Annotated in this window: 23 protein-coding genes and 1 tRNA gene; 16 read left to right on the top strand and 8 right to left on the bottom strand. The window is 69.2% G+C overall.

The window, feature by feature from the left end; genetic code table 11:
- The first annotated feature begins 447 nt into the window (after nucleotides 1-447).
- From CXY76_RS09175 to CXY76_RS19535, 4 genes are all read left to right on the top strand, one after another.
- Nucleotides 448-1,581 carry an acyl-CoA dehydrogenase family protein gene (locus tag CXY76_RS09175; protein ID WP_104163912.1) on the top strand — a complete coding sequence of 378 codons (1,134 nt, stop codon included), beginning with the start codon at nucleotides 448-450 and terminating at the stop codon, nucleotides 1,579-1,581.
- Nucleotides 1,575-3,005, top strand: a complete 1,431-nt coding sequence (locus CXY76_RS09170) for a bifunctional PIG-L family deacetylase/class I SAM-dependent methyltransferase (protein WP_104163911.1) — start codon at nucleotides 1,575-1,577, stop codon at nucleotides 3,003-3,005. Before CXY76_RS09175 ends, CXY76_RS09170 begins: the two co-directional genes overlap by 7 nt.
- Nucleotides 3,002-3,703: a glycosyltransferase gene (locus CXY76_RS09165; RefSeq protein ID WP_233199672.1), complete on the top strand. Its 702-nt coding sequence runs from the start codon at nucleotides 3,002-3,004 to the stop codon at nucleotides 3,701-3,703. The genes CXY76_RS09170 and CXY76_RS09165 overlap by 4 nt, the downstream gene beginning before the upstream one ends.
- Nucleotides 3,704-3,794: 91 nt before the next feature.
- Nucleotides 3,795-3,956: a hypothetical protein gene (locus CXY76_RS19535; RefSeq protein ID WP_199190246.1), complete on the top strand. Its 162-nt coding sequence runs from the start codon at nucleotides 3,795-3,797 to the stop codon at nucleotides 3,954-3,956.
- Nucleotides 3,957-4,012: 56 nt separating this feature from the next.
- Here the strand turns inward: CXY76_RS19535 and CXY76_RS09160 are convergent, their stop codons facing one another.
- Together CXY76_RS09160 and CXY76_RS09155 are read right to left on the bottom strand one after the other, a co-directional pair.
- Nucleotides 4,013-4,759 carry an SGNH/GDSL hydrolase family protein gene (locus CXY76_RS09160; protein ID WP_233199671.1) on the bottom strand — a complete coding sequence of 249 codons (747 nt, stop codon included), beginning with the start codon at nucleotides 4,757-4,759 and terminating at the stop codon, nucleotides 4,013-4,015.
- 54 nt (nucleotides 4,760-4,813) lie between these two features.
- Nucleotides 4,814-5,368 (bottom strand): HEAT repeat domain-containing protein, encoded by a 555-nt coding sequence (locus CXY76_RS09155; RefSeq protein ID WP_088455003.1) that lies wholly within the window; start codon nucleotides 5,366-5,368, stop codon nucleotides 4,814-4,816.
- Nucleotides 5,369-5,516: 148 nt separating this feature from the next.
- Between CXY76_RS09155 and CXY76_RS09150 the strand changes: the two genes are divergently transcribed.
- From CXY76_RS09150 to CXY76_RS09140, 3 genes are read left to right on the top strand one after another with little or no spacing between them, the layout of a single operon-like run.
- The gene (locus CXY76_RS09150) at nucleotides 5,517-6,503 is read left to right on the top strand and encodes a methionine ABC transporter ATP-binding protein (protein WP_104163909.1); all 987 of its coding nucleotides are present in this window, start codon (nucleotides 5,517-5,519) and stop codon (nucleotides 6,501-6,503) included.
- A 2-nt stretch (nucleotides 6,504-6,505) separates the two neighbouring features.
- Nucleotides 6,506-7,273, top strand: a complete 768-nt coding sequence (locus tag CXY76_RS09145) for a methionine ABC transporter permease (RefSeq protein WP_255408471.1) — start codon at nucleotides 6,506-6,508, stop codon at nucleotides 7,271-7,273.
- Nucleotides 7,274-7,313: 40 nt separating this feature from the next.
- Complete coding sequence (locus CXY76_RS09140; RefSeq protein WP_233199670.1) at nucleotides 7,314-8,180, top strand: MetQ/NlpA family ABC transporter substrate-binding protein; 867 nt, start codon at nucleotides 7,314-7,316, stop codon at nucleotides 8,178-8,180.
- 56 nt (nucleotides 8,181-8,236) lie between these two features.
- Here the strand turns inward: CXY76_RS09140 and CXY76_RS09135 are convergent, their stop codons facing one another.
- A complete protein-coding gene (locus CXY76_RS09135) occupies nucleotides 8,237-8,713 on the bottom strand; it encodes a GNAT family N-acetyltransferase (protein WP_158253872.1) in 477 nt (158 codons plus the stop codon).
- 108 nt (nucleotides 8,714-8,821) lie between these two features.
- Between CXY76_RS09135 and CXY76_RS09130 the strand changes: the two genes are divergently transcribed.
- From CXY76_RS09130 to CXY76_RS09120, 3 genes are read left to right on the top strand one after another with little or no spacing between them, the layout of a single operon-like run.
- Complete coding sequence (locus tag CXY76_RS09130) at nucleotides 8,822-9,268, top strand: MaoC family dehydratase N-terminal domain-containing protein (RefSeq protein ID WP_104163907.1); 447 nt, start codon at nucleotides 8,822-8,824, stop codon at nucleotides 9,266-9,268.
- Nucleotides 9,265-9,705 carry a MaoC family dehydratase gene (locus tag CXY76_RS09125; protein WP_104163906.1) on the top strand — a complete coding sequence of 147 codons (441 nt, stop codon included), beginning with the start codon at nucleotides 9,265-9,267 and terminating at the stop codon, nucleotides 9,703-9,705. Before CXY76_RS09130 ends, CXY76_RS09125 begins: the two co-directional genes overlap by 4 nt.
- A 7-nt stretch (nucleotides 9,706-9,712) precedes the next feature.
- Complete coding sequence (locus CXY76_RS09120; protein WP_104163905.1) at nucleotides 9,713-10,918, top strand: UDP-N-acetylmuramate dehydrogenase; 1,206 nt, start codon at nucleotides 9,713-9,715, stop codon at nucleotides 10,916-10,918.
- A gap of 264 nt (nucleotides 10,919-11,182) precedes the next feature.
- Here CXY76_RS09120 and CXY76_RS09115 read toward each other — a convergent pair whose 3' ends face one another.
- The 4 genes from CXY76_RS09115 to CXY76_RS09100 are packed head-to-tail and all read right to left on the bottom strand — an operon-like array spanning nucleotide 11,183 to nucleotide 14,880.
- The gene (locus tag CXY76_RS09115; RefSeq protein WP_104163904.1) at nucleotides 11,183-11,806 is read right to left on the bottom strand and encodes a response regulator transcription factor; all 624 of its coding nucleotides are present in this window, start codon (nucleotides 11,804-11,806) and stop codon (nucleotides 11,183-11,185) included.
- Nucleotides 11,803-13,056, bottom strand: a complete 1,254-nt coding sequence (locus CXY76_RS09110; RefSeq protein WP_104163903.1) for a sensor histidine kinase — start codon at nucleotides 13,054-13,056, stop codon at nucleotides 11,803-11,805. The genes CXY76_RS09115 and CXY76_RS09110 overlap by 4 nt, the downstream gene beginning before the upstream one ends.
- Before the next feature lie 46 nt (nucleotides 13,057-13,102).
- The gene (locus CXY76_RS09105) at nucleotides 13,103-13,987 is read right to left on the bottom strand and encodes an ABC transporter permease (RefSeq protein WP_104163902.1); all 885 of its coding nucleotides are present in this window, start codon (nucleotides 13,985-13,987) and stop codon (nucleotides 13,103-13,105) included.
- Entirely contained in the window at nucleotides 13,984-14,880 is an 897-nt protein-coding gene (locus CXY76_RS09100) for an ABC transporter ATP-binding protein (protein WP_104163901.1), read from the bottom strand. The genes CXY76_RS09105 and CXY76_RS09100 overlap by 4 nt, the downstream gene beginning before the upstream one ends.
- Before the next feature lie 185 nt (nucleotides 14,881-15,065).
- Between CXY76_RS09100 and CXY76_RS09095 the strand changes: the two genes are divergently transcribed.
- Nucleotides 15,066-15,935: a hypothetical protein gene (locus CXY76_RS09095; protein ID WP_104163900.1), complete on the top strand. Its 870-nt coding sequence runs from the start codon at nucleotides 15,066-15,068 to the stop codon at nucleotides 15,933-15,935.
- 1 nt (nucleotide 15,936) lies between these two features.
- Here CXY76_RS09095 and CXY76_RS09090 read toward each other — a convergent pair whose 3' ends face one another.
- Nucleotides 15,937-17,139 (bottom strand): pyridoxal phosphate-dependent aminotransferase, encoded by a 1,203-nt coding sequence (locus tag CXY76_RS09090; protein WP_199190245.1) that lies wholly within the window; start codon nucleotides 17,137-17,139, stop codon nucleotides 15,937-15,939.
- 151 nt (nucleotides 17,140-17,290) lie between these two features.
- Between CXY76_RS09090 and CXY76_RS09085 the strand changes: the two genes are divergently transcribed.
- From CXY76_RS09085 to rplA, 5 genes are all read left to right on the top strand, one after another.
- Nucleotides 17,291-17,363, top strand: a tRNA-Trp gene (locus CXY76_RS09085).
- A gap of 42 nt (nucleotides 17,364-17,405) precedes the next feature.
- Entirely contained in the window at nucleotides 17,406-17,678 is a 273-nt protein-coding gene (gene secE, locus CXY76_RS09080; protein ID WP_088455015.1) for a preprotein translocase subunit SecE, read from the top strand.
- Nucleotides 17,679-17,783: 105 nt separating this feature from the next.
- On the top strand, nucleotides 17,784-18,728 hold the full coding sequence (nusG, locus tag CXY76_RS09075) for a transcription termination/antitermination protein NusG (protein ID WP_104163899.1): 945 nt from the start codon (nucleotides 17,784-17,786) through the stop codon (nucleotides 18,726-18,728).
- 107 nt (nucleotides 18,729-18,835) lie between these two features.
- The gene (rplK, locus tag CXY76_RS09070; protein WP_066592266.1) at nucleotides 18,836-19,267 is read left to right on the top strand and encodes a 50S ribosomal protein L11; all 432 of its coding nucleotides are present in this window, start codon (nucleotides 18,836-18,838) and stop codon (nucleotides 19,265-19,267) included.
- A gap of 136 nt (nucleotides 19,268-19,403) precedes the next feature.
- Complete coding sequence (gene rplA, locus CXY76_RS09065; protein WP_088455017.1) at nucleotides 19,404-20,093, top strand: 50S ribosomal protein L1; 690 nt, start codon at nucleotides 19,404-19,406, stop codon at nucleotides 20,091-20,093.
- Nucleotides 20,094-20,183: the final 90 nt, after the last annotated feature.

Genomic DNA, 20,183 nt, shown 5'->3' with positions numbered 1-20,183 from the left:
GCGCTCGCCGCGCTCGCCGCGCTCGCCGCGCTCGCCGCGCTCGCCGTGGAGTTGTCGGCGGGGATCGAGTGGGAGTAGAAGCCACCGCACGCAGAAGCCGCTGCAGGTGAAAGCCACGGCGGGCAGTAGCCGCTGCAGGTAAAAGCCGCGGCGGGTAGAAGCCACTGCGGGCAGAGGAAGGGGCAGACCACCCCGATGACGGCCCGCCCCATGCGGTGGTGCTTCTGGTGTGACCTCGGTCGGGCCCTATCAACGGTGCCTCAGGGTCACACTTCGGGGAACACCCCCGTATGGGGGGATACTATCCCCGTTTTCCCTTCTTCGTAAGGAGTCGGGCGCGGGTTTCTGCCGCCGCTCGGTGCGATGTTTGGCAGGATGTTCTGACACGTATCGCCACGCGGCCCCGGAGACTCCGGGCTGCCGCCGTGCCGGATCAGGGGGAGAGCCATGACGATGCAGCCAGGCCCCGCGGCCGAACCCGCAGTGGTGACGGTCGGGGGAGTGAGCAGGAGCCGCGGCTCCGGGCGGCCGGAGGATCTGGAGCGGCTGGCCCACCTCGCCGAGGCGGCCTGGGCGGTGGACGGCAACGCGGAGCGGGCCATCCGGTTCGCCGTGGCGTCGGCCGGAACCCTGCCGCAGCCCGGCTCCGGCCACACCACCGCACTGTTCGACGCCCTCGCCACGGTTGCGGCGGCCGATCTCACGGCCGCCAGGGTGCTGGAGGCGCACACCGATGCCCTCGCGATCCTGCAGCAGGCCCCGGGCGGCACGGCCGAGGCGGTCGCCACCCTCCCGGGCTCGACACACTCGGAGCGCTCCAGCTGGGGCGTCTTCGCGGCCGAGGGGCCTGGCTTGCGGGTCGACGCCACCCGCAGCCCGGGTGGCTGGCGGCTGAGCGGCCGGAAGCCCTGGTGCTCGTTGGCCGGTTCGCTCAGCCACGCGCTCGTCACCGCGCACACCACACCGGAGGGTGAGCAGCCAGCCCGTCGGCGGCTCTTCGCCGTGGACCTGGCCGACGCCGGCGTCACGGTGCAGGAAGACGCCTGGTTCGCGACGGGACTCAGCCAGGTGCCCAGCGGTCCGGTGGACTTCACCGATGTTCCGGCGGTTCCCGTCGGCGACGACGGCTGGTACCTCACCCGGCCGGGGTTCAGTTGGGGCGGCATCCAGGTGGCCGCCTGCTGGTGGGGCGGCGCCGTTGGCGTGGCCCGGCAGCTGCGGCAGGCGGCCGAGCGACGCGACCCCGACCAGATCCTGCTGGCCCACCTGGGCGCCGTGGACCTGGCCCTGCTGGGCGCGGGCGCGGCGCTGGCTGATGCGGCCGCGGCGATCGATCGGGGCGAGGCCGTCGGCGACGCCGGCGGGCTGCTCGCCGCCCGGGTGCGCGGCCTCGTCGCACGCGCCGTGGACGAGGTGCTCGGCAGGGTCGGGCACGCGCTCGGGCCGGCCCCGCTCGCTCTGGACGCCCGGCACGCCCGCCGGGTGGCCGACCTCACCCTCTACGTGCGCCAGCACCACGCGGAGCGGGACGATGCCGCGCTCGGCGGCCAGCTGCTCGCGGGGGAGGCCGCCTCGTGGTGAGCTTCACCCACGACACCGGCGGCACCGGTGAACGGCACTGGGACGAGGCCGACTGGTCGGACCGGATCCGGCCGCTCGAACTAAGAGACTGCACCCGCCTGATCGTCGTGGCCGCCCACCCCGACGACGAGTCCCTCGGCGCCGGCGGGCTGATCGCCATCGCCGGGCAGCTCGGGCTGGCGATCACGGTGATCGCCGCCACGAACGGTGAGGCGTCGCATCCGCGTTCGCCCACCCTGACCCCGGACGATCTGGCCGCGGTGCGCCGGGTGGAGATGGTGAACGCCGTACGTGCTCTGGCGCCGGCGGCGACGGTGCGCCTGCTCGACCTGCCCGACGGTGACCTGTCCCAGCACCGCAACAGCCTGGAGGAGGCGGTGTCGCAGGTGGTCGCGGCGGACGACGCGGCTCCCGGGCCGGCCGACGGGACCTGGATCGTCGCCCCGTGGCGGCTGGACGGGCATCCGGACCACACGGCAGCGGGGGAGGCGGCGGCGCTCGTCGCCGCCCGCACCGGCGCCAGGCTGTTGGAGTACCCGATCTGGGCGTGGCACTGGTCATCGCCCGGGGATCCGGTCTGGCCAACGGGCGACGACGGCACAGCCCTGTGCCGCCTCGACCTTGACGCGGCCGCACGGGAGCGCAAGAACACCGCCATGGCGGCGCACACCAGCCAGGTGCAGCCGCTGTCGGACCGGCCCGGTGACGAGGCCATCGTGCAACCGGGTTTCGCGGCCCACTTCGAGCGGGACTACGAGGTCTTCGTCGGCGCCGCGGCCGATGTCCGCCCCGCAGCGACCGGCACCGGGTCGCCCCGGGCGAGCCTCACGGCCGGTTTCTTCGACGAGTTCTACGCGGGGTCGCCGGATCCCTGGGGGTTCGAAACACGCTGGTACGAGGCCCGCAAACGCGCCGTCACCCTGGCTGCGCTGCCGCTGCCGCGCTACGGAGCCGCCCTGGAACTGGGCTGCTCGATCGGCGTGCTCAGCCGCGACCTCGCCGACCGCTGCGACACCCTTCTGGCCACCGACATCAACGAGCAGGCGCTCGCCGTGACCCGCGACCGGCTCGCCGGGCTGCCCGGCGTGACGGTGGAGCGGCGCACCCTGCCGGCGGAATGGCCGGCCGGCACCTTCGACCTGGTGGTGCTGTCGGAGATCGGCTACTACTGCTCGCCGGCGGACCTGGCCGTGCTGCTGGAACGCTGCCGGCAGAGCCTCACCCCGAACGGCACGCTGGTGGCCTGCCATTGGCGGCACCCGGTGGGGGAATACCCGCTCGGCGGCGACGAGGTGCACGCGGCGCTCGCCGCGCTGCCCGGACTCGACCGCACCGTGCAGCACCTGGAGCGCGACTTCGTGCTGGAGGTCTACGAGCCGGCCCCGGCGCTATCCGTGGCTCAGCGGGAAGGACTGGCGTCGTGACGACGCGCATCGACCGACTCATCGTGGTGGTGCCGGCCCGCAACGAGGAGAGCCGGCTGCCGCGGTGCCTGGCCGCGCTCGCCGACGCCGTGCGGGCCGTGGAGGACGAGTTCGGCGCGGACGCCCCGGCCATCTCGGTGGTCGTGGTGCTGGACCGGTGCACCGACGGGTCGGCGGAGGTCGTGGCGCGGTGGCCGCAGTTCCGTGCGCTGGAGTGCTCGGCGGGGTCGGTCGGCTCGGCCCGCCGGGAGGGGGTGGCCCACCTGGTGTCCGACGCCGCGGCGGCGCACACCTGGGTGGCCACGACGGATGCCGACTCCGCGGTTCCCCGGCGCTGGCTGGCGGTGCAGCTGGCCCTGGCCGAGGCCGGCACCGAACTGGTGCTCGGCACGGTGCTGCCCGACGACGAGCTGCCCGTGCTGGAACGTGCCCGCTGGCACGGGTCGCACACCCTGGTCGACGGTCATCCGCACGTGCACGGCGCCAACCTGGGCGTACGCGCCGACCGCTATCTGCAGGCCGACGGTTTCAGCAACGTCGACTCCGACGAAGACGTGCTGCTGGTGGCCGCGCTCCGCGCTCTCGATACGCGCGAGTGCCGCACCGCGCTCATCCCGGTGCTCACCTCCGGCCGGCTGGATGGCCGGGTGCCGGGCGGGTTCGGCGGCTACCTCGTCGGCCAGGCGGCGACACACTGACGATATCTCAGAAAAAGCGTGCGATCAGGGTACTGATGGGTCTAGCATCTCGAACACGAGGAAACCCTCGGCTCTAGGAAAGGTTTGACACATGAATCTTCTAGTCATCATCATCGCCGTTGTCGCCGTCATTCTGCTCATCACCGGCGGGCTCGTCGAGTCGCTGCAATTCCTGCTCTGGGTCGGTGTGGTCCTCGCAGTAATCGCCGTCATCGTCTTCCTGCTCCGGATGATCTCGGGCCGCAAGGTCTGATTCGTTCCCGGCATCATCGACGGGCCGTGTGGGAAACCACGCGGCCCGTCGTGCTGTTACGGGGTCTCGACGACGGTGAGCGCGGGGCGCTTGGGCGGACGGCCGTCGCCGGACGAGCGGCCGGTGAGCCGGCGGCCGATCCAGGGCAGCACATAGGCGGCGTAGTACGCGGCGGTGTCCTGGATGCGTTCCCGCGGCGGGGCCTCGCCGGCCGCGCCCTCGGCCCACCCGGCGGGGATCGGCACGTTCAGTGCGGTGAGCACACTCGTTGCGACCCTGGTGTGCCCGCAGGCGTTGAGGTGCAGCTTGTCGGCCGACCAGAACCGGCTGTTCATCAGCTCGGTGTCGATCCAGTTGTCGACCAGCGTGACGCCGGGCTTACCGAAGGTCTCCCTGGCGGCCTCGGCGAGCTTGTCGCCGCGCTTTTGCATCAGGGAGCCCAGCGGCAGGTGCCTGGACGGGTTGCCGCCGCTGAGCACCACAACGTGGATGCCGTCGGCCACGGCCCGGTCGACGACCCTGTCGAGCAGGTCGACGACATAGGAGATCTCCACCCGGGGGCGCATCATGTCGTTGCCGCCGCCGCACACCGTGAGCAGATCGGGTTTGAGTTCCAGCGCCGGTGCCAGCTGGTCGTTCACGATCGGTCCGAGCAGCTTGCCGCGGATGGCGAGATTCGCGTACGAGACCGGTTCGGGGGCGGCCGCAGCCAGCCCGATCGCCACAAGGTCGGCCCAGCCGCGCACCTGGCCGTCGGGTAGGTCGTCGCCGACGCCCTCGGTGAAACTGTCGCCGATAGCCACATACCGTCGGTACGGCTGTGTGCTCTGGTTCGGGGCGGGGATGGCGTTCGTGGGTTACTCCTTGGGGAGGTTGAGCCGGGTCATGATGGCGTCGCGGGCCTGCTGGGCGGCGCGGCGCACATCCTTGTCGGGGTCGCGCAGGCGCACCACGATCGTGGGGATGTCCTGCTCGCGACCCTGCTCGGCGAGGGCGTTGAGGGCGGCGACCCGCACGCGGGGCACCTCGTCGGTGGTGGCCTTCACGAGCTTGGGCGCGACATCCAGCTTGCGGAGCATGACGACCTTCGCGCACATCTCGCGGATGCGCCAAGCCTCGTTGTTCAGGCCGACGACGACGTACGGCGCCGCGGAGTCGTTCCAGACGTGCAGCAGCGCACGGGCGCCCCACAGCTCGGGCCAGTACAGCGCCGGCGCTCCCTCGAGGATGCCGAGCGCGTGCCGGCCGCCCACGTAGAGCAGGAAGTCCTTGCCGGCGTTCTTGCCGCGCATCAGGGCGACGGAGTGGTCGACGACGGTGGACTCGCCGTAGTGTTCGACGGCCTTGGCGAGGCGTTCGGCCGTGGGCAGGTCGATCGGAAGATCGGGGTGTGGGGTCAATTTGTTATGCATAACGAGTCAACGTTATCCCGCGCAGAGGGTCGGTGCGGCTTTCGGGGGCCCGGCGACATATTTCGTCACAGTGATTTGGCCTGCGGCGTTGCGATTGACACACTCGGAAGGACTGCGGTACAAGGCCGCGCGAACTTTCAGGACCACCGTGATCTCCGTACAGCACGTCTCCAAGACCTTCCGCGCCGGCGGCACCGTCACCGCCGCCCTGCAGGACGTCTCGCTCGAGGTGGCCGAGGGAGAGATCTTCGGTGTGATCGGTCAGAGCGGCGCCGGTAAGAGCACCCTCATCCGCGCGGTCAACCTGCTCGAACGGCCCGACTCCGGCACCGTGACCGTCGACGGAGACGAGCTCACCGCGCTCTCGCCCGCCGACCTGCGCCGCGCCCGCCGCAAGATCGGCATGGTCTTCCAGCACTTCAACCTGCTGCAGGGGCGCACGGTGCGCGGAAACGTGGAACTGGGCCTGGAGATCATCGGCGTCGACGGCGACGCCCGCCGCCGCCGTGCCCTCGAGATCCTCGACCTGGTCGGCCTCGCCGACAAGGCCGGCGCCTACCCCGCCGAGCTGTCCGGCGGCCAGAAGCAGCGGGTGGGTATCGCCAGGGCGCTGGCCGGCAGCCCCAAGGTGCTGCTCTCCGACGAGGCCACCAGCGCGCTGGATCCGGAAACCACCCGGTCGATCCTCGACCTGGTCAAGACCATCAACACCGACCTGGGCCTGACGGTGCTGCTGATCACGCACGAGATGGATGTCGTCAAGCGCATCTGCGATTCCGCCGCACTGATCGAGGGCGGCCGGATCGTCGAGCAGGGACGCATCGTCTCGCTGATCTCCACCGCCGGGTCCCGCCTCGCGCACGAACTCTTCCCGCTCGGCGCGGTGCCGGCGCTGCCGGGCGACACTGTGATCGACATCACCTTCAGCGGCGGCTCGGCCGACCGGCCCGTGATCGCGCAGTTGGCTCGCACCTACGGCCTGGACGTGTCGATCCTCGGCGCGGCCATCGAGACCATCGGCGGCAACCAGGCCGGCCGCACCCGCCTGGCGCTGCCGGGCAGCGCGGCGGGCAACGCCGCGCCCATCAGTGACCTGCGTAACCAGGGCATGCTCGTCGAAATCGTGGGGGAGTAACCGTGCTGCTGGATCCATCGCTGCCGCAATTCTGGTCCGACCTGTTCCAGGTGCTGCTGATCGGCACCGGCCAGACCCTCTACATGGTCGGCGTCTCGCTGCTGATCACGGTCATCGTGGGCCTGCCGCTGGGCATCGTGCTCGTCGGCACCGAACCCGGCGGCCTGTTCGAGAGCCCGTTCGGCTCCCGCCGACTCGGCCGGGTGGTCAACCGGGTGCTCGATTTCATCGTCAACCTCGGCCGCAGCGTGCCGTTCATCATCCTGATGGTGGCCCTGATCCCGTTCACCAGGCTGGTGGTGGGCACCTTCATCGGCCCCACCGCCGCCATCGTGCCGCTGGCCGTGGTGGCCATCCCGTTCTTCGCCCGGATGGTGGAGATCGCGATCAAGGAGGTCGACACCGGCCTGATCGAGGCCGCGGAGTCGCTCGGTGCGACCCGCTGGCAGATCGTGTCGAAGGTGCTCGTGCCCGAGGCGCTCTCGCCGATGATCCTGGGCCTGTCGACCACGGTGACCTCGATCATCAACTTCTCGGCCATGGTCGGCACCGTCGCCGGCGGCGGCCTGGGCGACGTGGCCGTGCGGTACGGCTACCAGCGCTACAGCACCATCCACATGGTCGCCGTGATCTTCGTGATCTTCGTGATCGTCATGGTGCTGCAGGGGCTGGCGACGATGCTGGCCAAGCGTTTCGCGCACAGGTCCCGGCCGAATCGCGCCGAGAAGACCGTGCCCGCCCTGCGGGCCAGCGCCGTGACCGGCGCGTAACCCAGACCCCACCCGACCGCGCCGGAGTCAGCATGACGGCGTGGTCATCACCACCCACGAGAAGAGCCCTCCCATGCAGTTCACCTCCCGCGGCACGCGCCTTGCCGGTGCCGCCGTTGCCCTCTCCGCCCTGTTCGCCCTCACCGCCTGCGCGGGATCGACCGACGAGCCCGCGACGACCGGAGCCGGTGACGACCTCGGCTCGATCACGGTGGGCGCCCTGGCGACCCCGGCCGGCGACATCCTCAAGTTCGTGCAGGACAACCTGGCCGCCGACGCCGGCCTGGACATCACCTTCCAGGACTTCACCGACTACAACACCCCCAACGTGGCGCTGTCCGACGGTTCGATCGACGCGAACCTGTTCCAGAACGCCACCTTCCTGAAGACCTACAACGAGCAGGCCGGCGGCAGCCTGGTGAGCGTCGGCGAGATCTACCTGCCCAGCGCCGCGTTCTACAGCAACACCGTGAAATCCCTCGACGACCTCAAGGACGGCGCCACCATCGCCATCCCCAACGACCCGACCAACGAGGGCCGCGCGCTCAAGATCCTCGCCACCGAGGGCCTGATCGAGACGACGGAGGAGCCCACCTCGCTCGCCGACATCACCGACAACCCCAACAAGTACGAGTTCCGCGAGATCGAGAACGCCACCCTGCCGCAGGCCGTTCAGGACGTCGACGTGGCGTTCGTCACCATCTCGTTCGCGCTGCCGGCCGGCCTCACCGCCGACCAGGCGATCCTGATCGAGGGGTCAGACAGTCCGTACGCCAACGTGCTGGCCACCACGCCGGAGCTCGAGAACGACCCTCGCATCGTCAAGCTCAAGGAGCTGCTGCTCTCCGACGAGACGCAGGCCTACATGGAGGAGACCTGGGGCGGACTGGTCATCCCCTCCGTCTGACCCTGACGAACCTGCTCACGCAGGCACACGCCCCGTCGCTGTCGGCCGCTCTGGCCTCAGTGGCGGGGCTTCGTTGTGACGGCGTCGAGGTCGAGCTCGAATGCCGTGGCGTTCTCGTAGGGTCCGTAGCTGCCGATCTCGGCGAAGCCCAGCCGACGGTACAGCGCCAGCGCCTCCGGCTGGGCGTAGCCGGTTTCGAGCCGCACCGTCTGGTAGCCGAGCTGGCGGGCGAGGCCGGCCAGTTCGCGCAGCATCCGGCTGGCGTAGCCCTGGCGGCGGTAGTCGGGGTTCGTCCACATGCGCTTGATCTCCACGACGGTGTCGTCGATGCGACGGATGCCGCCGCCCGCGACTGTCGTGCCCTCGTCCAGCAGCACCACGAAGGCTTCGGTCGGCGACTCGAACTCGCCGGCGTCGACATCCAGAACCGACTCGCCGGCGCCGTGCCCGTACCGGGCGTCGTACTCCTGGCGCAGGCCGGTGAGCAGGGGGGCAACCTCGGGGGCGGTCAGTGTGACCTGTACGTAATCCACTGGGCCCAGTCTGCCCTAACCGGCCCGACCGGACAATTCTGCGGTGCGCCGCCGCCGGAGCGCCGGCCGGCCCAGCGTTCGCTTGCGTGGCGCAAGTACACTCGGTACGTGTCCGTGAATCCAGCAATCCAGGGTCGGGTCTTTCCCGCCGTGCCGCCGTATCTTGTCGGCCGGGAGAAGGTGCGCGAATTCTCGCGTGCCGTTTTCGCGACCAACCCGATCAATTTCGACCCCGACGCCGCCCGCGCCGCGGGGCACAGCGACATCGTCGCGCCGCCGACGTTCGCCGTGGTGGTGCAGGAGGCGACCCTCGCCCAGCTGCTCGCCGAGCCCGACGCCGGCATCGACTTCACCCGGGTGGTGCACGGCGACCAGCGCTTCAGCTACAGCCGCCCGATCGTGGCCGGTGACGAGCTCACCGCCACGCTTCGCGTCGCCAGCGTGAAGAGCCTCGGTGGCCACTCGATGGTCACCGCGGAGTCGACGGTCGTCGACGCCACCGGCGCCCACGTGGTCACCGCCACCTCCACCCTCGTCGTCAGGGGAGACGAATGACCATCAGCGCACCCGTCACGCCCACCCTGGACAGCCTCACCCTGGGCGACATCGTCGCCGAGAGCAGCTTCCCGCTCACCCGGGACTCCCTCGTGCGTTACGCGGGCGCCTCGGGCGACTTCAACCCGATCCACTACCGCGACGACGTCGCCCACGCGGTGGGGCTGCCCGGCGTGCTCGCGCACGGCATGCTCACCATGGGCCTGGCCATCCAGCCCGTTGTGGACTGGGTCGGTGACTCGTCCCGGGTGCTCGACTACCAGGTGCGCTTCACCCGGCCGGTACCGGTGGACCCCGACCTCGGCGCCGTCGTGACCGTGGTCGCCAAGGTGGGCGCGCTCGACGCGGATGCCGGCGTGGCCCGGATCGACCTCACCGTGACCTTCAACTCCGTCACCGTTCTCGGCAAGGCGCAGGCGCGCGTCTCACTGGTCTAGCGCTGACATGACCGACCCCGTAGCCGCGCCCGTTCCGGCGCCCGTGACCCTGGCCGAGCTGACGACGCTGCGTGTCGGCGGCGCCCCCGCACACCTCGTCGCGCCGGCCGATGAGGCCGGCCTGATCCAGGCTGCCCTCGACGCCTGGGGCTCCGACGAACCGTGGGTGCTGCTCGGCGGCGGCTCGAACACCGTCGCGGCCGACGCCGGCTTCGACGGCACCGTCATCCGGGTGTGCACCCGGGGTGTTGAGGTGCTCGCTCCGGCGAACGAGACCGGCGCCGACGGGGATGCCGACGTGGCTATCGACGGGCGCCCGGTGCGCATCCGCGTGCAGGCCGGCGAACCGTGGGATGACCTCGTCGCCCTCACGGTGGCCAACGGCTGGGCCGGCATCGAGGCGCTCTCCGGCATCCCGGGGACCAGCGGTGCGGCCCCGGTGCAGAACATCGGCGCGTACGGCCAGGAGCTGTCCAGCAGCCTGGCCGCCATCGACTTCCTCGACTTCGAGTCCGGCGAGGTGGAACGGATCAGCGCCACCGAGCTCGGCCTCGGGTACCGCACCTCGGTGCTCAAGCAGGGCCGCCGCGGTGTGGTGCTCGCCATCGAACTCGAGTTGCGCGACACGTCGCAGCAGGCCGCCGTGCTCGGCAGCGCCCTGAGCCAGCCGGTGACCTACCCGCAGCTGGCCAACGCCCTCGGGGTGCAGCTGGGCGACCGGGTGCCGCTGGCGGAACTGCGCCAGAGCGTGCTCGGGCTGCGGGCCAGCAAGGGCATGGTGCTCGACGCCGACGACCCCGACACGTACAGCGCCGGGTCGTTCTTCACCAACCCGATCGTCACCGAGAGCTTCGCCCGTTCCCTGCCCGACGACGCCCCGCGCTGGAAGCAGGCCGAAATCGAGCTGCCCGACCGGGTGATCCCGCTCGACGAGTACGCCGGTGTGGGACCGATGCCCGGCGTCGAGGTTCTGCGCACGGTGAAGCTCAGCGCCGCCTGGCTGATCGAGCACTCCGGCATCCACCGGGGGTTCCGGCTGCCCGGCTCCGGCGCGGCGATCTCGAGCAAGCACACGCTGGCCATCACCAACACCGGCAACGCCACCGCCGACGAGATCGGTCAGCTCGCCCGGTTCGTGCAGCAGCGCGTGCAGGCCGACTTCGGCGTCATCCTGCACCCCGAACCCGTCTTCGTCGGCTTCTCGCTGCTCTAGCCGCCCCGCCCGCCCGCCGCCCCCGGTGCCGAGTGGGCAGTTGGGGCCCGTGAAAGGTCCGGGATGGGGCCCTAAGTGTCATCTCGCGTGAGCTGTTGGCCCCGCGAATTGCCGCAAAGGTCCCATTTCGCGCTCCGCAAGGGGTTCTTTGCGGCAAGTCGACGTACAGCCCCACCGCGAGATGCTTCGAACAACCCCGTCGGAGCGTTCCGTGGGGGATCTTGCCGCAAGTCGGTGCTGGGATGGCGCACGCAGGCGGGCGGGTCAGAGCAGGCGCAGCTCCATCGCCAGGGTGGCCGCCCGGGTGCGGTCGCCCACGCCGAGTTTCTCGAACACGTGCAGCAGGTGCGTCTTCACCGTGGCCTCGCCGATGAACAGCGACCTGGCGATCTGCGGGTTGCTCTCGCCGGCCGCCACCAGGCGCAGCACCTGCAGTTCGCGGGCCGACAGCCGGGGCGCCGGCGCCGCATCCGCCCGCACCCGCTGCACCAGCTTGGCGGCGATAACGGGCGCCAACACGGTCTGACCGCCATGCACCGAGCGCACACCCTCGATGATCTCCGCCTGCGGCGCCGCCTTGAGCAGGTAGCCGCTGGCGCCGGCGGCGATCGCGCCGAGGATCTGGTCGTCGGACTCGTAGGTGGTGAGGATCAGCACCCGGGTGGCCGGGTTCTCCGCCAGAATCTGCGCGGTCGCCGCGGCGCCGTCCAGGCGCGGCATCCGCAGGTCCATCAGCACCAGGTCGGGCCGCAGCTGTTGGGCCAGGCGCACCGCGGCGATGCCGTCGGCGGCCTCACCGACCACCTCGATGTCGTCGGCCGCGCCGAGCAGGCCCACAATGCCGCCGCGCACGATCGGATGGTCGTCGGCGACCAGCACCCGGATCATCCGCGCCCGCCGGACACTGATGCCGACACCGACAGCGGCAGGGTCACCCGCAGCACCGTGCCGGAGCCGTTCGCCGCGTTGGTCACCTCGAGCCGGCCGCCCACCAGGCTGACCCTGTCGCGCATGCCCGCCAGCCCGAAGCCGTTCTCGGACTCCGGGCGGTACGCGCCCAGCCCCTGGCCGTTGTCGGTGACCGTGAGGGTGACTTCGTGGGGCGTGCGGTCGATGGCGACGCGGGCGGTAGCGGCGCCGGAGTGCTTGCGCACATTGGCCAGGCCCTCCTGGCCGCAGCGCAGCAGGACCACCTCGAGGGCGCGGTCCAGCGGCGGCCGGTCACCCCCGGGGGCGGTGCCGGCCGGGTCGAGGCCGGTGAGGTCGACCGTCACCTGGATTCCGGTCTCCCGCTCGAAGCGTTCGGTGAGCCGGGTCACGGTGTGGGCGAGGTCGCCGTCGGCGGCGCGCACCGGCGACATCGACGCCACCAGGGCGCGGGCTTCGGTGAGCGCGTCGCGTCCGGTGGCCTCGATCAGGTCGAGACTGTCGGCCACGGCCGACGTGTCGCCGGCCACGATGGCGAGTTCGGAGCGGGTGCGCTGGGTGAGCATGACCAGGCTGGTGAGGCTCTGCGCGATGGTGTCGTGGATCTCGCGGGCCAGCCGTTCCCGCTCGGCCGAGCTGCCGGCATCCCGGTGCAAGGCCGCGAGTTCTTCCTGGGCCGCGGTGAGCTTCTCCACCAGCCTGCGCTGGGCGGCGCCGGCCTCGACGATGCGGGAGATCCAGGTGCCCATCGCCAGCGCGAAGGCCAGCGAGATCCCTTCGATGGCGGCCGCCTGCACGGCGGCGTCCGCCGTGCGCCCGCCGCTGATCCACAGGCCTACCCCGGTCACGGTGGCCAGAGCGATGTTGAGCAGCACCGCGCCGCGGAATGTTCGGGCGAGGACCCAGAGGAACGGGAAGACCAGTGTCTGCAGCGTGGCCATGCTCGGGTCGAAGGCGGTCGCGACGCCGCAGGCGACGATCGCCACCACCCGGAAACCGGTGTCGGCGACCGAGGGGGCGGCCTCGGGCTGGTCGGTGGCGTCGGCGATCGCGCGGCGGCCCCAGCCGAGGTACGCCACACCGACGGCCGTGAGGCTGAGGAGTGCCCCGATCCGGGCCGCTGTGCCACCGCCGGAGCCCTCGATCGCCATCACGGCCAGCACGGTCAGCGCCCCGGCGACCACCACATCCCACCAGCGCCGTGTGCTCATGCGACAAGCATCCCATGTGGCGCACGCACCGGGCGCGGCCGGGGCATCAGGCGTCCTTGCGGATCCAGCGGAAGGTGAGCCGACTGCCGACGAGCCCCACCACCAGCCAGATCAGCAGCGCGATCGCCACCAGTCCCAGCTCCCAGGCGCCGTTCTGCTCCTGGGCGGCGAAGTTGTCCGGCAGGAACACCGCACGCATGCCCTGCGCCATCCACTTGAGCGGGAACAGGCTGGCGACGTTCTGCATCCACTCCGGCAGCGCGTTGAACTGCAGGTAGACGCCGGAGATGAACTGCAGCACCAGAACGATCGGGATCACAACGGCCGAGGCGCTGCGGCCGGACCGCGGCAGCGCCGAGAGGGCGATGCCCAGGAAGGCGCAGGTGATCACGCCGAGCAGGAACACCCAGACGAAGGTGAGCCACTTCTCCGGCTCGGTGGGCAGGGCGATGTCGAAGGCGAACCGGGCAACGATCAGCAGCAGCACGGCCTGCAGGATGCCCGTGACGAGCACCTGGCCGATCTTGCCGATGAAGTAGCTCAGCGGTGACAGCGGTGTGCCGCCGAGGCGCTTGAGGGTGCCGTCGCCCTTCTCGCCGGCGATGTCGATGGCGAGGTTCTGCAAGCCCGAGAGCAGCATGCCCGCGGCCAGCATGCCGGGCAGGTAGTACGCGCCGACGCTGATGCCGCCGGAGCCGTCGGGGTTGGTACCGATGTTGCCCTGAGCGCTGAATGCGGCCGTGAAGATGCCCAGCATGATGAACGGGAACAGGAACGTGAAGAAGACGGTGTCGGTGGAGCGGAAGTACAGCTTGATCTCGAAGCCGATCCGGGTCAAGCCCAGGCTGAACAGCCCGTGCCGAGCGGTGCGGTGGCCGGCCGGCTGGGGCATCGACTGCGGAGCCGGCTGAGGGGTCAGGGTCGCGCTCATGCGAGTACCTCCGTGCTTGCGGTGTCGCTGGTGCTTCCGGCCGCGTGACCGCGCACCAGGCCCAGATAGATGTCTTCGAGGCTGGGGCGGATGACCTGGAGTTCGGCGGGTTCGCCGCCGAGGTCCCTGACCAGTTGGGCGACCAGACCCGCGGGCGTCTCGGTGCGCGTCTCCCGCTGCACCCCGTCGACGTCTCGCCAGCGCACCATCGGGATGCGTGCGGCCGGGCCGCCGAGCTCGCCGATCGTGCCGATGTCGATGAGCTTGCCGCCCACGATGATGCCGGCGCGGTCGCTGAGCTCGGCAGCCTCGTCGAGGTTGTGGGTGGTCAGCAAAATGGTGGTGCCCTCAGTCTTGAGCGTGCGGATGAGATCCCAGAACTGGTGCCGGGCCTCGGGGTCGAACCCTGTGGTCGGCTCGTCCAGGAAGAGCAGTTCCGGCCGGCCGATGATGCCGAGCGCGACATCCACCCGCCGTTGCTGGCCACCGGAGAGCCGGTGGATGCGGGTCTTCGCCTTCTCCTCGAGCCCGACCGCCGCGAGGACCTCGTCCACCGGTCGCGGGTTCGGGTACAGGCTCGCGAAGTGCCGCAGCTGCTCGAGCACGGTGGCGTTGCCGCTCTCACCGCTGGACTGCAGGACGATGCCGATGCGGGCCTTCCAGTCCAGGCCGGCGTGCTGCGGGTCTTCGCCCAACACCAGGACGTCGCCCTCCGAGCGGTCGCGATAGCCCTCGAGGATCTCGATGGTGCTGCTCTTACCGGCCCCGTTGGGCCCCAACAGCGCAAAGGTCTCACCGGGGCTGATGTCGAAGCTGATGTCGTTGACGGCGTCGAACGGGCCGTACGACTTGCTCAGTCGCGCGACGCGCACGGCCGGAGGTGAAGTAGTCATGTACCCACAATCGTCCCAGTGCCGCCTTGGGGCAACACCCTCCCGGCCGACGTCCCCATCCACCACCCGGTGGATACGCGAACCGTGACTTAAGCACCTAAAACACGCGGGTTTAGGTGCTTAGCTCACAGTTCGCGGGCCGAAAGCTCGGTAGGGTTCGGGGAACAAGCTGGGGGAGAAACACCATGACCGACGTCAACGGAAGCAACGAGAACCACGATTCTGCGGGAGCGGCGGGGGAGACACCGGAGACCTCAACGCCGGAGCCTGCAACCCCGATGACTGTCCCGGCGGCCCGTCGCGGCGGGCTGCGGCCGTGGATGTGGCTGCCGGTGGCCGGATTCGCGGTCCTCTCCATCGCGGGTGCGGTCGGTGCAGGGTTGCTGCTCGGCGGCAGCGTGGTCGACCAGGTGAACGCGGGCCGGGCCGGAGTGCCTTCGGTGCCGACGGAAGCCGCCACCGACGCCGCCGAGCCGACCGAGGCCCCGACGTCCTCGGCGGAGTCGACCGAGATCGTTGCCGGCGCCCTGATCTCGCTCGACGAGCACGTCGACGTCGGTTCGACGTTCCCGATCTGGGGCTATCCGATGCAGACCGGCTGGGAGATCATCACCTTCGACGAGGCCGGCATCAACCAGTCCGAGAACGCCGAACTCGGCTGCCTGTTCACGTCATCGCAGAACAAGCAGCCCGCAATCGACCTCGACGCGACGGATGACCTCAGCGACACCCTCGCGACCATCGACAGTCTCGAGCAGCAGCAGTTGGACTCCGGGAACCAGGCCGCACTGGTCGGCGAACTCGGCAGCACCGACTTCGGCATCAATTTGCCGGGCGCCGACGAACGCATCGAATTCCTCACCACCCGCCTTGACTACATGGAGCCGAAGGCGGGGGTGAGCTACACGAACGAGATCGCCGTCCGTGCCATGCCACTGGCCGACTCGGCCATGTATATCGTGGTCACCTGCCCGACGTCGCTGGTCGACGCCGGCGCTAGCCCCTTCGAAGAGTTGCGGGCCGGCCTCGCCGTCGTCCTCGAACCGGCTCCCTGAGCTACGCGAACAGCTTCTGGAGGCGCTGGACGCCCTCCAGGAGCGCGTCGTCGCCGAGGGCATAGGACAGCCGCAGGAAGCCGCTGGGGCCGAAGGCCTCCCCGGGAACCGCTGCCACCTCGGCCTGGTCGAGGATGAGGTCGGCCAGCTCGAGCGATGAAGTGGGCGTGACCCCGCCCCAGGTGCGCCCGAGCAGCCCGGTCACGTCGGGGTAGACGTAGAAGGCGCCCTGCGGGGTGGGCGTGCGGATGCCGGGAATCTTGTTGAGCTCGGCGACGATGAGCTTGCGACGACGGTCGAACGCGACCCGCATGGCCTCGGCGTCATCCTGCGGGCCGTTCAGCGCGGCGATACCGGCGCGCTGGGAGATGTTCGACACGTTCGAGGAGAGGTGCGACTGCAGGTTGGCCGCGGCGGTGATCGCGTCCTGCGGTCCGACCATCCAGCCCAACCGCCAGCCGGTCATGGCGTAGGTCTTGGCGACGCCGTTGACCAGGATGGTGCGGTCAGCCAGCGCCGGGACGGCCTCGACGATCGACACCGCACGCACGCCGTCATAGGTCAGGTTCTGGTAGATCTCATCGCTGATGACCCAGAGCCCGTGCTCCTGGGCCCATTCGCCGATGGCGCGGGTTTGCTCCTCAGAGTAGACGGCGCCCGTGGGGTTGGACGGCGAGACGAACAGGAGAACCTTGGTCTTCTCGGTGCGGGCGGCCTCGAGCTGCTCGACGGTGACCAGGTAGCCCTGGTCGCTGCCCGCGAACACGTCAACGGGCACGCCGCCGGCCAAGCGGATCGCCTCGGGGTAGGTGGTCCAGTAGGGCGTGGGCAGCAGCACCTCGTCGCCCGGGTCGAGCAGGGTGGCGAAGGCCTGGTAGACGGCCTGCTTGCCGCCGTTGGTGACGAGCACCCGGGATGGGGGCACCGCCAGGCCGCTGTCCCGCAGCGTCTTCGCGGCGATCGCCTCGCGCAGATCGGGCAGCCCGGCCGCCGGGGTGTACCGGTGGTTGCGCGGGTCCGTCACGGCGGCCAGCGCGGCCTCGACGATGTGCGGCGGGGTGGGGAAGTCGGGCTCGCCCGCGGCGAAGCTGATCACCGGCCGGCCGGCCGCCTGCAGCGCCTTGGCCTTGCCGTCGACCTTGAGGGTTGCGGACTCCGCGATGGAGCCGATTCTGGTGGAAATCCGTTTGATGTCGTGTGCCACGGTACGAGCATACGGGGCGGTCGTGTTCGGGGAACAGGGGGGCTGGCTTTACAGGGCCCCCGCCGTGACCTAGACTTGATCCGGTAGTTGAAATCTGCCAAGCTTTTTTGCGCCTATTTTGGTCGTTGGAAGCTGGAAGGTTTCGCTTCATAGGGTGGTGGCTCAATTGGTAGAGCAGCGGTCTCCAAAACCGCAGGTTGCAGGTTCGAGTCCTGTCCGCCCTGCAAGTCGGTGGTCTTTCCGCCGGCCCACGAAAGGTGTAACAGGTGGCCCGAAAAGTTATCGACGAACCCAGCGAGGAAATCGTCGCCAACGCCAAAGTGGCCCGCGAAACCAAGCGCGGACCATTCGCTCGGGTGTCCCTGTTTATCAAGCAGGTCCTGGCCGAACTCCGCAAGGTCGTCACCCCGACCCGCAAGGAACTGCTCAGCTACACCGGAGTGGTTCTGATTTTCGTCGTGATCATGATGGCGCTGGTATCGGCACTCGACTGGGTGTTCGCGCTCGTCGTCACGTACGTATTCGGCACTCCCAGTTGACCCGTGCCGCGAGAGCGGCACCCAGACTGATCATGCACGTGGATCGGTGAGCGAGCACCACGGTGCGGCCTCACGCCCACGCAATAGAAGAAGGATTGATATTTAGTGACTGAGACCAATCGCGACGACGTCGACTGGGCCACCGCCGCCGAGCAGTCCTCCACCGACGATGAGGCGCAGGAGGGCAACACCCTCGCCGCCGACGAAACGTCCGTCGAAGCCGCCGAGCAGGTCGCCCTGCACGTCGAAGACGAAAACGTCGACATCGAAGACGATCTCGACGCCGCCCTGGATGCTCTCGCCGTGTCGACCGACCCCGAGGCAGACGCCATCGTCGAGGACGCCCTCGACATCGACTCCGCCGACGAGGCCGAGGCCGCCGTCGAAGCCGTCGATGGCGAAGAAGAGGTCGACGCCGAGGCCGAGGCCGAAGACGAAGACCCGTACGAAGCCTTCCGCAAGGAACTGCGCTTCCAGCCCGGCAAGTGGTTCGTCATCCACTCCTACGCCGGTTTCGAACGCCGCGTGAAGTCGAACATCGAGAACCGCAAGCAGTCGATGGCCATGGAAGATTACATCTACCAGGTCGAGGTTCCGATGGAAGACGTCGTCGAGATCAAGAACGGCCAGCGCAAGATGGTCACCCGTGTCCGCATTCCCGGCTACGTGCTGGTGCGCATGGATCTCAACGAAGACAGCTGGTCCGTCGTGCGTCACACCCCCGGCGTCACCGGCTTCGTGGGCAACGCGCACAACCCCACCCCGCTGCGTTTCGAAGAGGCTTTCGGCATGCTCAAGGGCCTCGTCGAGATCAAGGATGTTCCGGCCACCAAGTCCGGCGCTCCCGGCAAGGCCGCCCAGCGCGTTCTGCCCGCCGAGATCGACTACGAAATCGGCGAGACCATCACGATCAAGGAAGGCTCGTTCGCGGGCCTGCCCGGTTCGATCAGTGAGATCAAGCCCGAGAGCGGCAAGCTCATCGTGCTCGTATCGCTCTTCGAGCGTGAGACCCCGGTCGAGCTCAGCTTCGACCAGGTCACCAAGCTTTAGGCTCCGCCGGCCTCCAGCCAGCAGAGCCCTGAACCACCGGGGCCCATCCGGGCCACCGGGAGAGCGACCTTCGCGGCCGCTCGAACATCAATAACGAAGGAAGAACAATGGCACCGAAGAAGAAGGTTACTGGTCTGATCAAGCTTCAGATCAAGGCCGGCGCCGCCAACCCCGCACCGCCCATCGGGCCGGCGCTGGGACAGCACGGCGTCAACATCATGGAATTCTGCAAGGCATACAACGCCCAGACCGAATCCCAGCGCGGCAACGTCATCCCGGTTGAGATCACCGTCTACGACGACCGTTCGTTCACGTTCATCCTGAAGACCCCGCCCGCAGCTGAGCTCATCAAGAAGGCCGCCGGAGTCGCCAAGGGCAGCGGAACGCCGCACACCGTCAAGGTTGCCAAGCTCACCAAGGCTCAGGTTCGCGAAATCGCCGAGGCCAAGATGGTTGACCTCAACGCCAATGACCTCGACGCTGCGTCGAAGATCATCGCCGGAACCGCTCGCTCCATGGGCATCACGGTCGAGGGCTAAAACCCCTTACGTTCGATTCGTCGAACACCAGCCGACAGGCATGATCGGTCTCGATCTGCCGACAGGCACCAAGTGGAAGAGCCAGCCAGGCTCACGAAAACCACGCTCTCAGCACATGCATCTACAGGAGATTCAAATGGCACAGAAGTCAAAGGCCTACCGCGCTGCGGTCGAGAAGATCGAAGCCGATAAGTTCTACACCCCCACCGAAGCCGTCACCCTCGCCCGCGAGACCGGTTCCGTCAAGTTCAACTCCACCGTTGAGGTCGCGCTCAAGCTCGGCGTCGACCCCCGCAAGGCAGACCAGATGGTCCGCGGTACCGTGATTCTTCCTCACGGCACCGGCAAGACCGCCCGCGTCATCGTCTTCGCAACGGGCCCCGCGGCCGACGCAGCCATCGCTGCCGGCGCCGACGAGGTCGGTGGCGACGAGCTCATCGAGAAGGTGGCCGCCGGCTACACCTCGTTCGACTCCGCAGTCTCGACCCCCGAGCTCATGGGTAAGGTCGGTCGTCTCGGAAAGGTCCTGGGCCCGCGTGGCCTCATGCCCAACCCGAAGACCGGAACCGTGACGCCCGACGTGGCCAAGGCCGTGAACGACATCAAGGGTGGAAAGATCGCCTTCCGCGTCGACAAGCACTCCAACGTGCACTTCGTCGTGGGCAAGGCTTCTTTCTCGGCCGACCAGCTCAACGAGAACATCGGTGCCGCACTCGAGGAGATCGTTCGCCTCAAGCCGAGCTCTTCCAAGGGTCGCTACATCATGAAGGGCGCCGTGTCGACCACGTTCGGCCCCGGCATCCCGCTCGATGTGAACAGCATCTAAGGATCCATTCTCGAAAAGGGCCCGTCGAAAGACGGGCCCTTTTTCGCGCCCGGCAGCACGCCGAGTGACCCGAACCCGGTCACCCCCAGT

It is taken from the genome of Cryobacterium sp. N22 (genome assembly GCF_002929555.1).
Taxonomy (GTDB): domain Bacteria; phylum Actinomycetota; class Actinomycetes; order Actinomycetales; family Microbacteriaceae; genus Cryobacterium.
The sequence above is the reverse complement of the archived record's forward strand: the minus strand, read 5'-3'. Positions and strand labels throughout refer to the sequence as shown.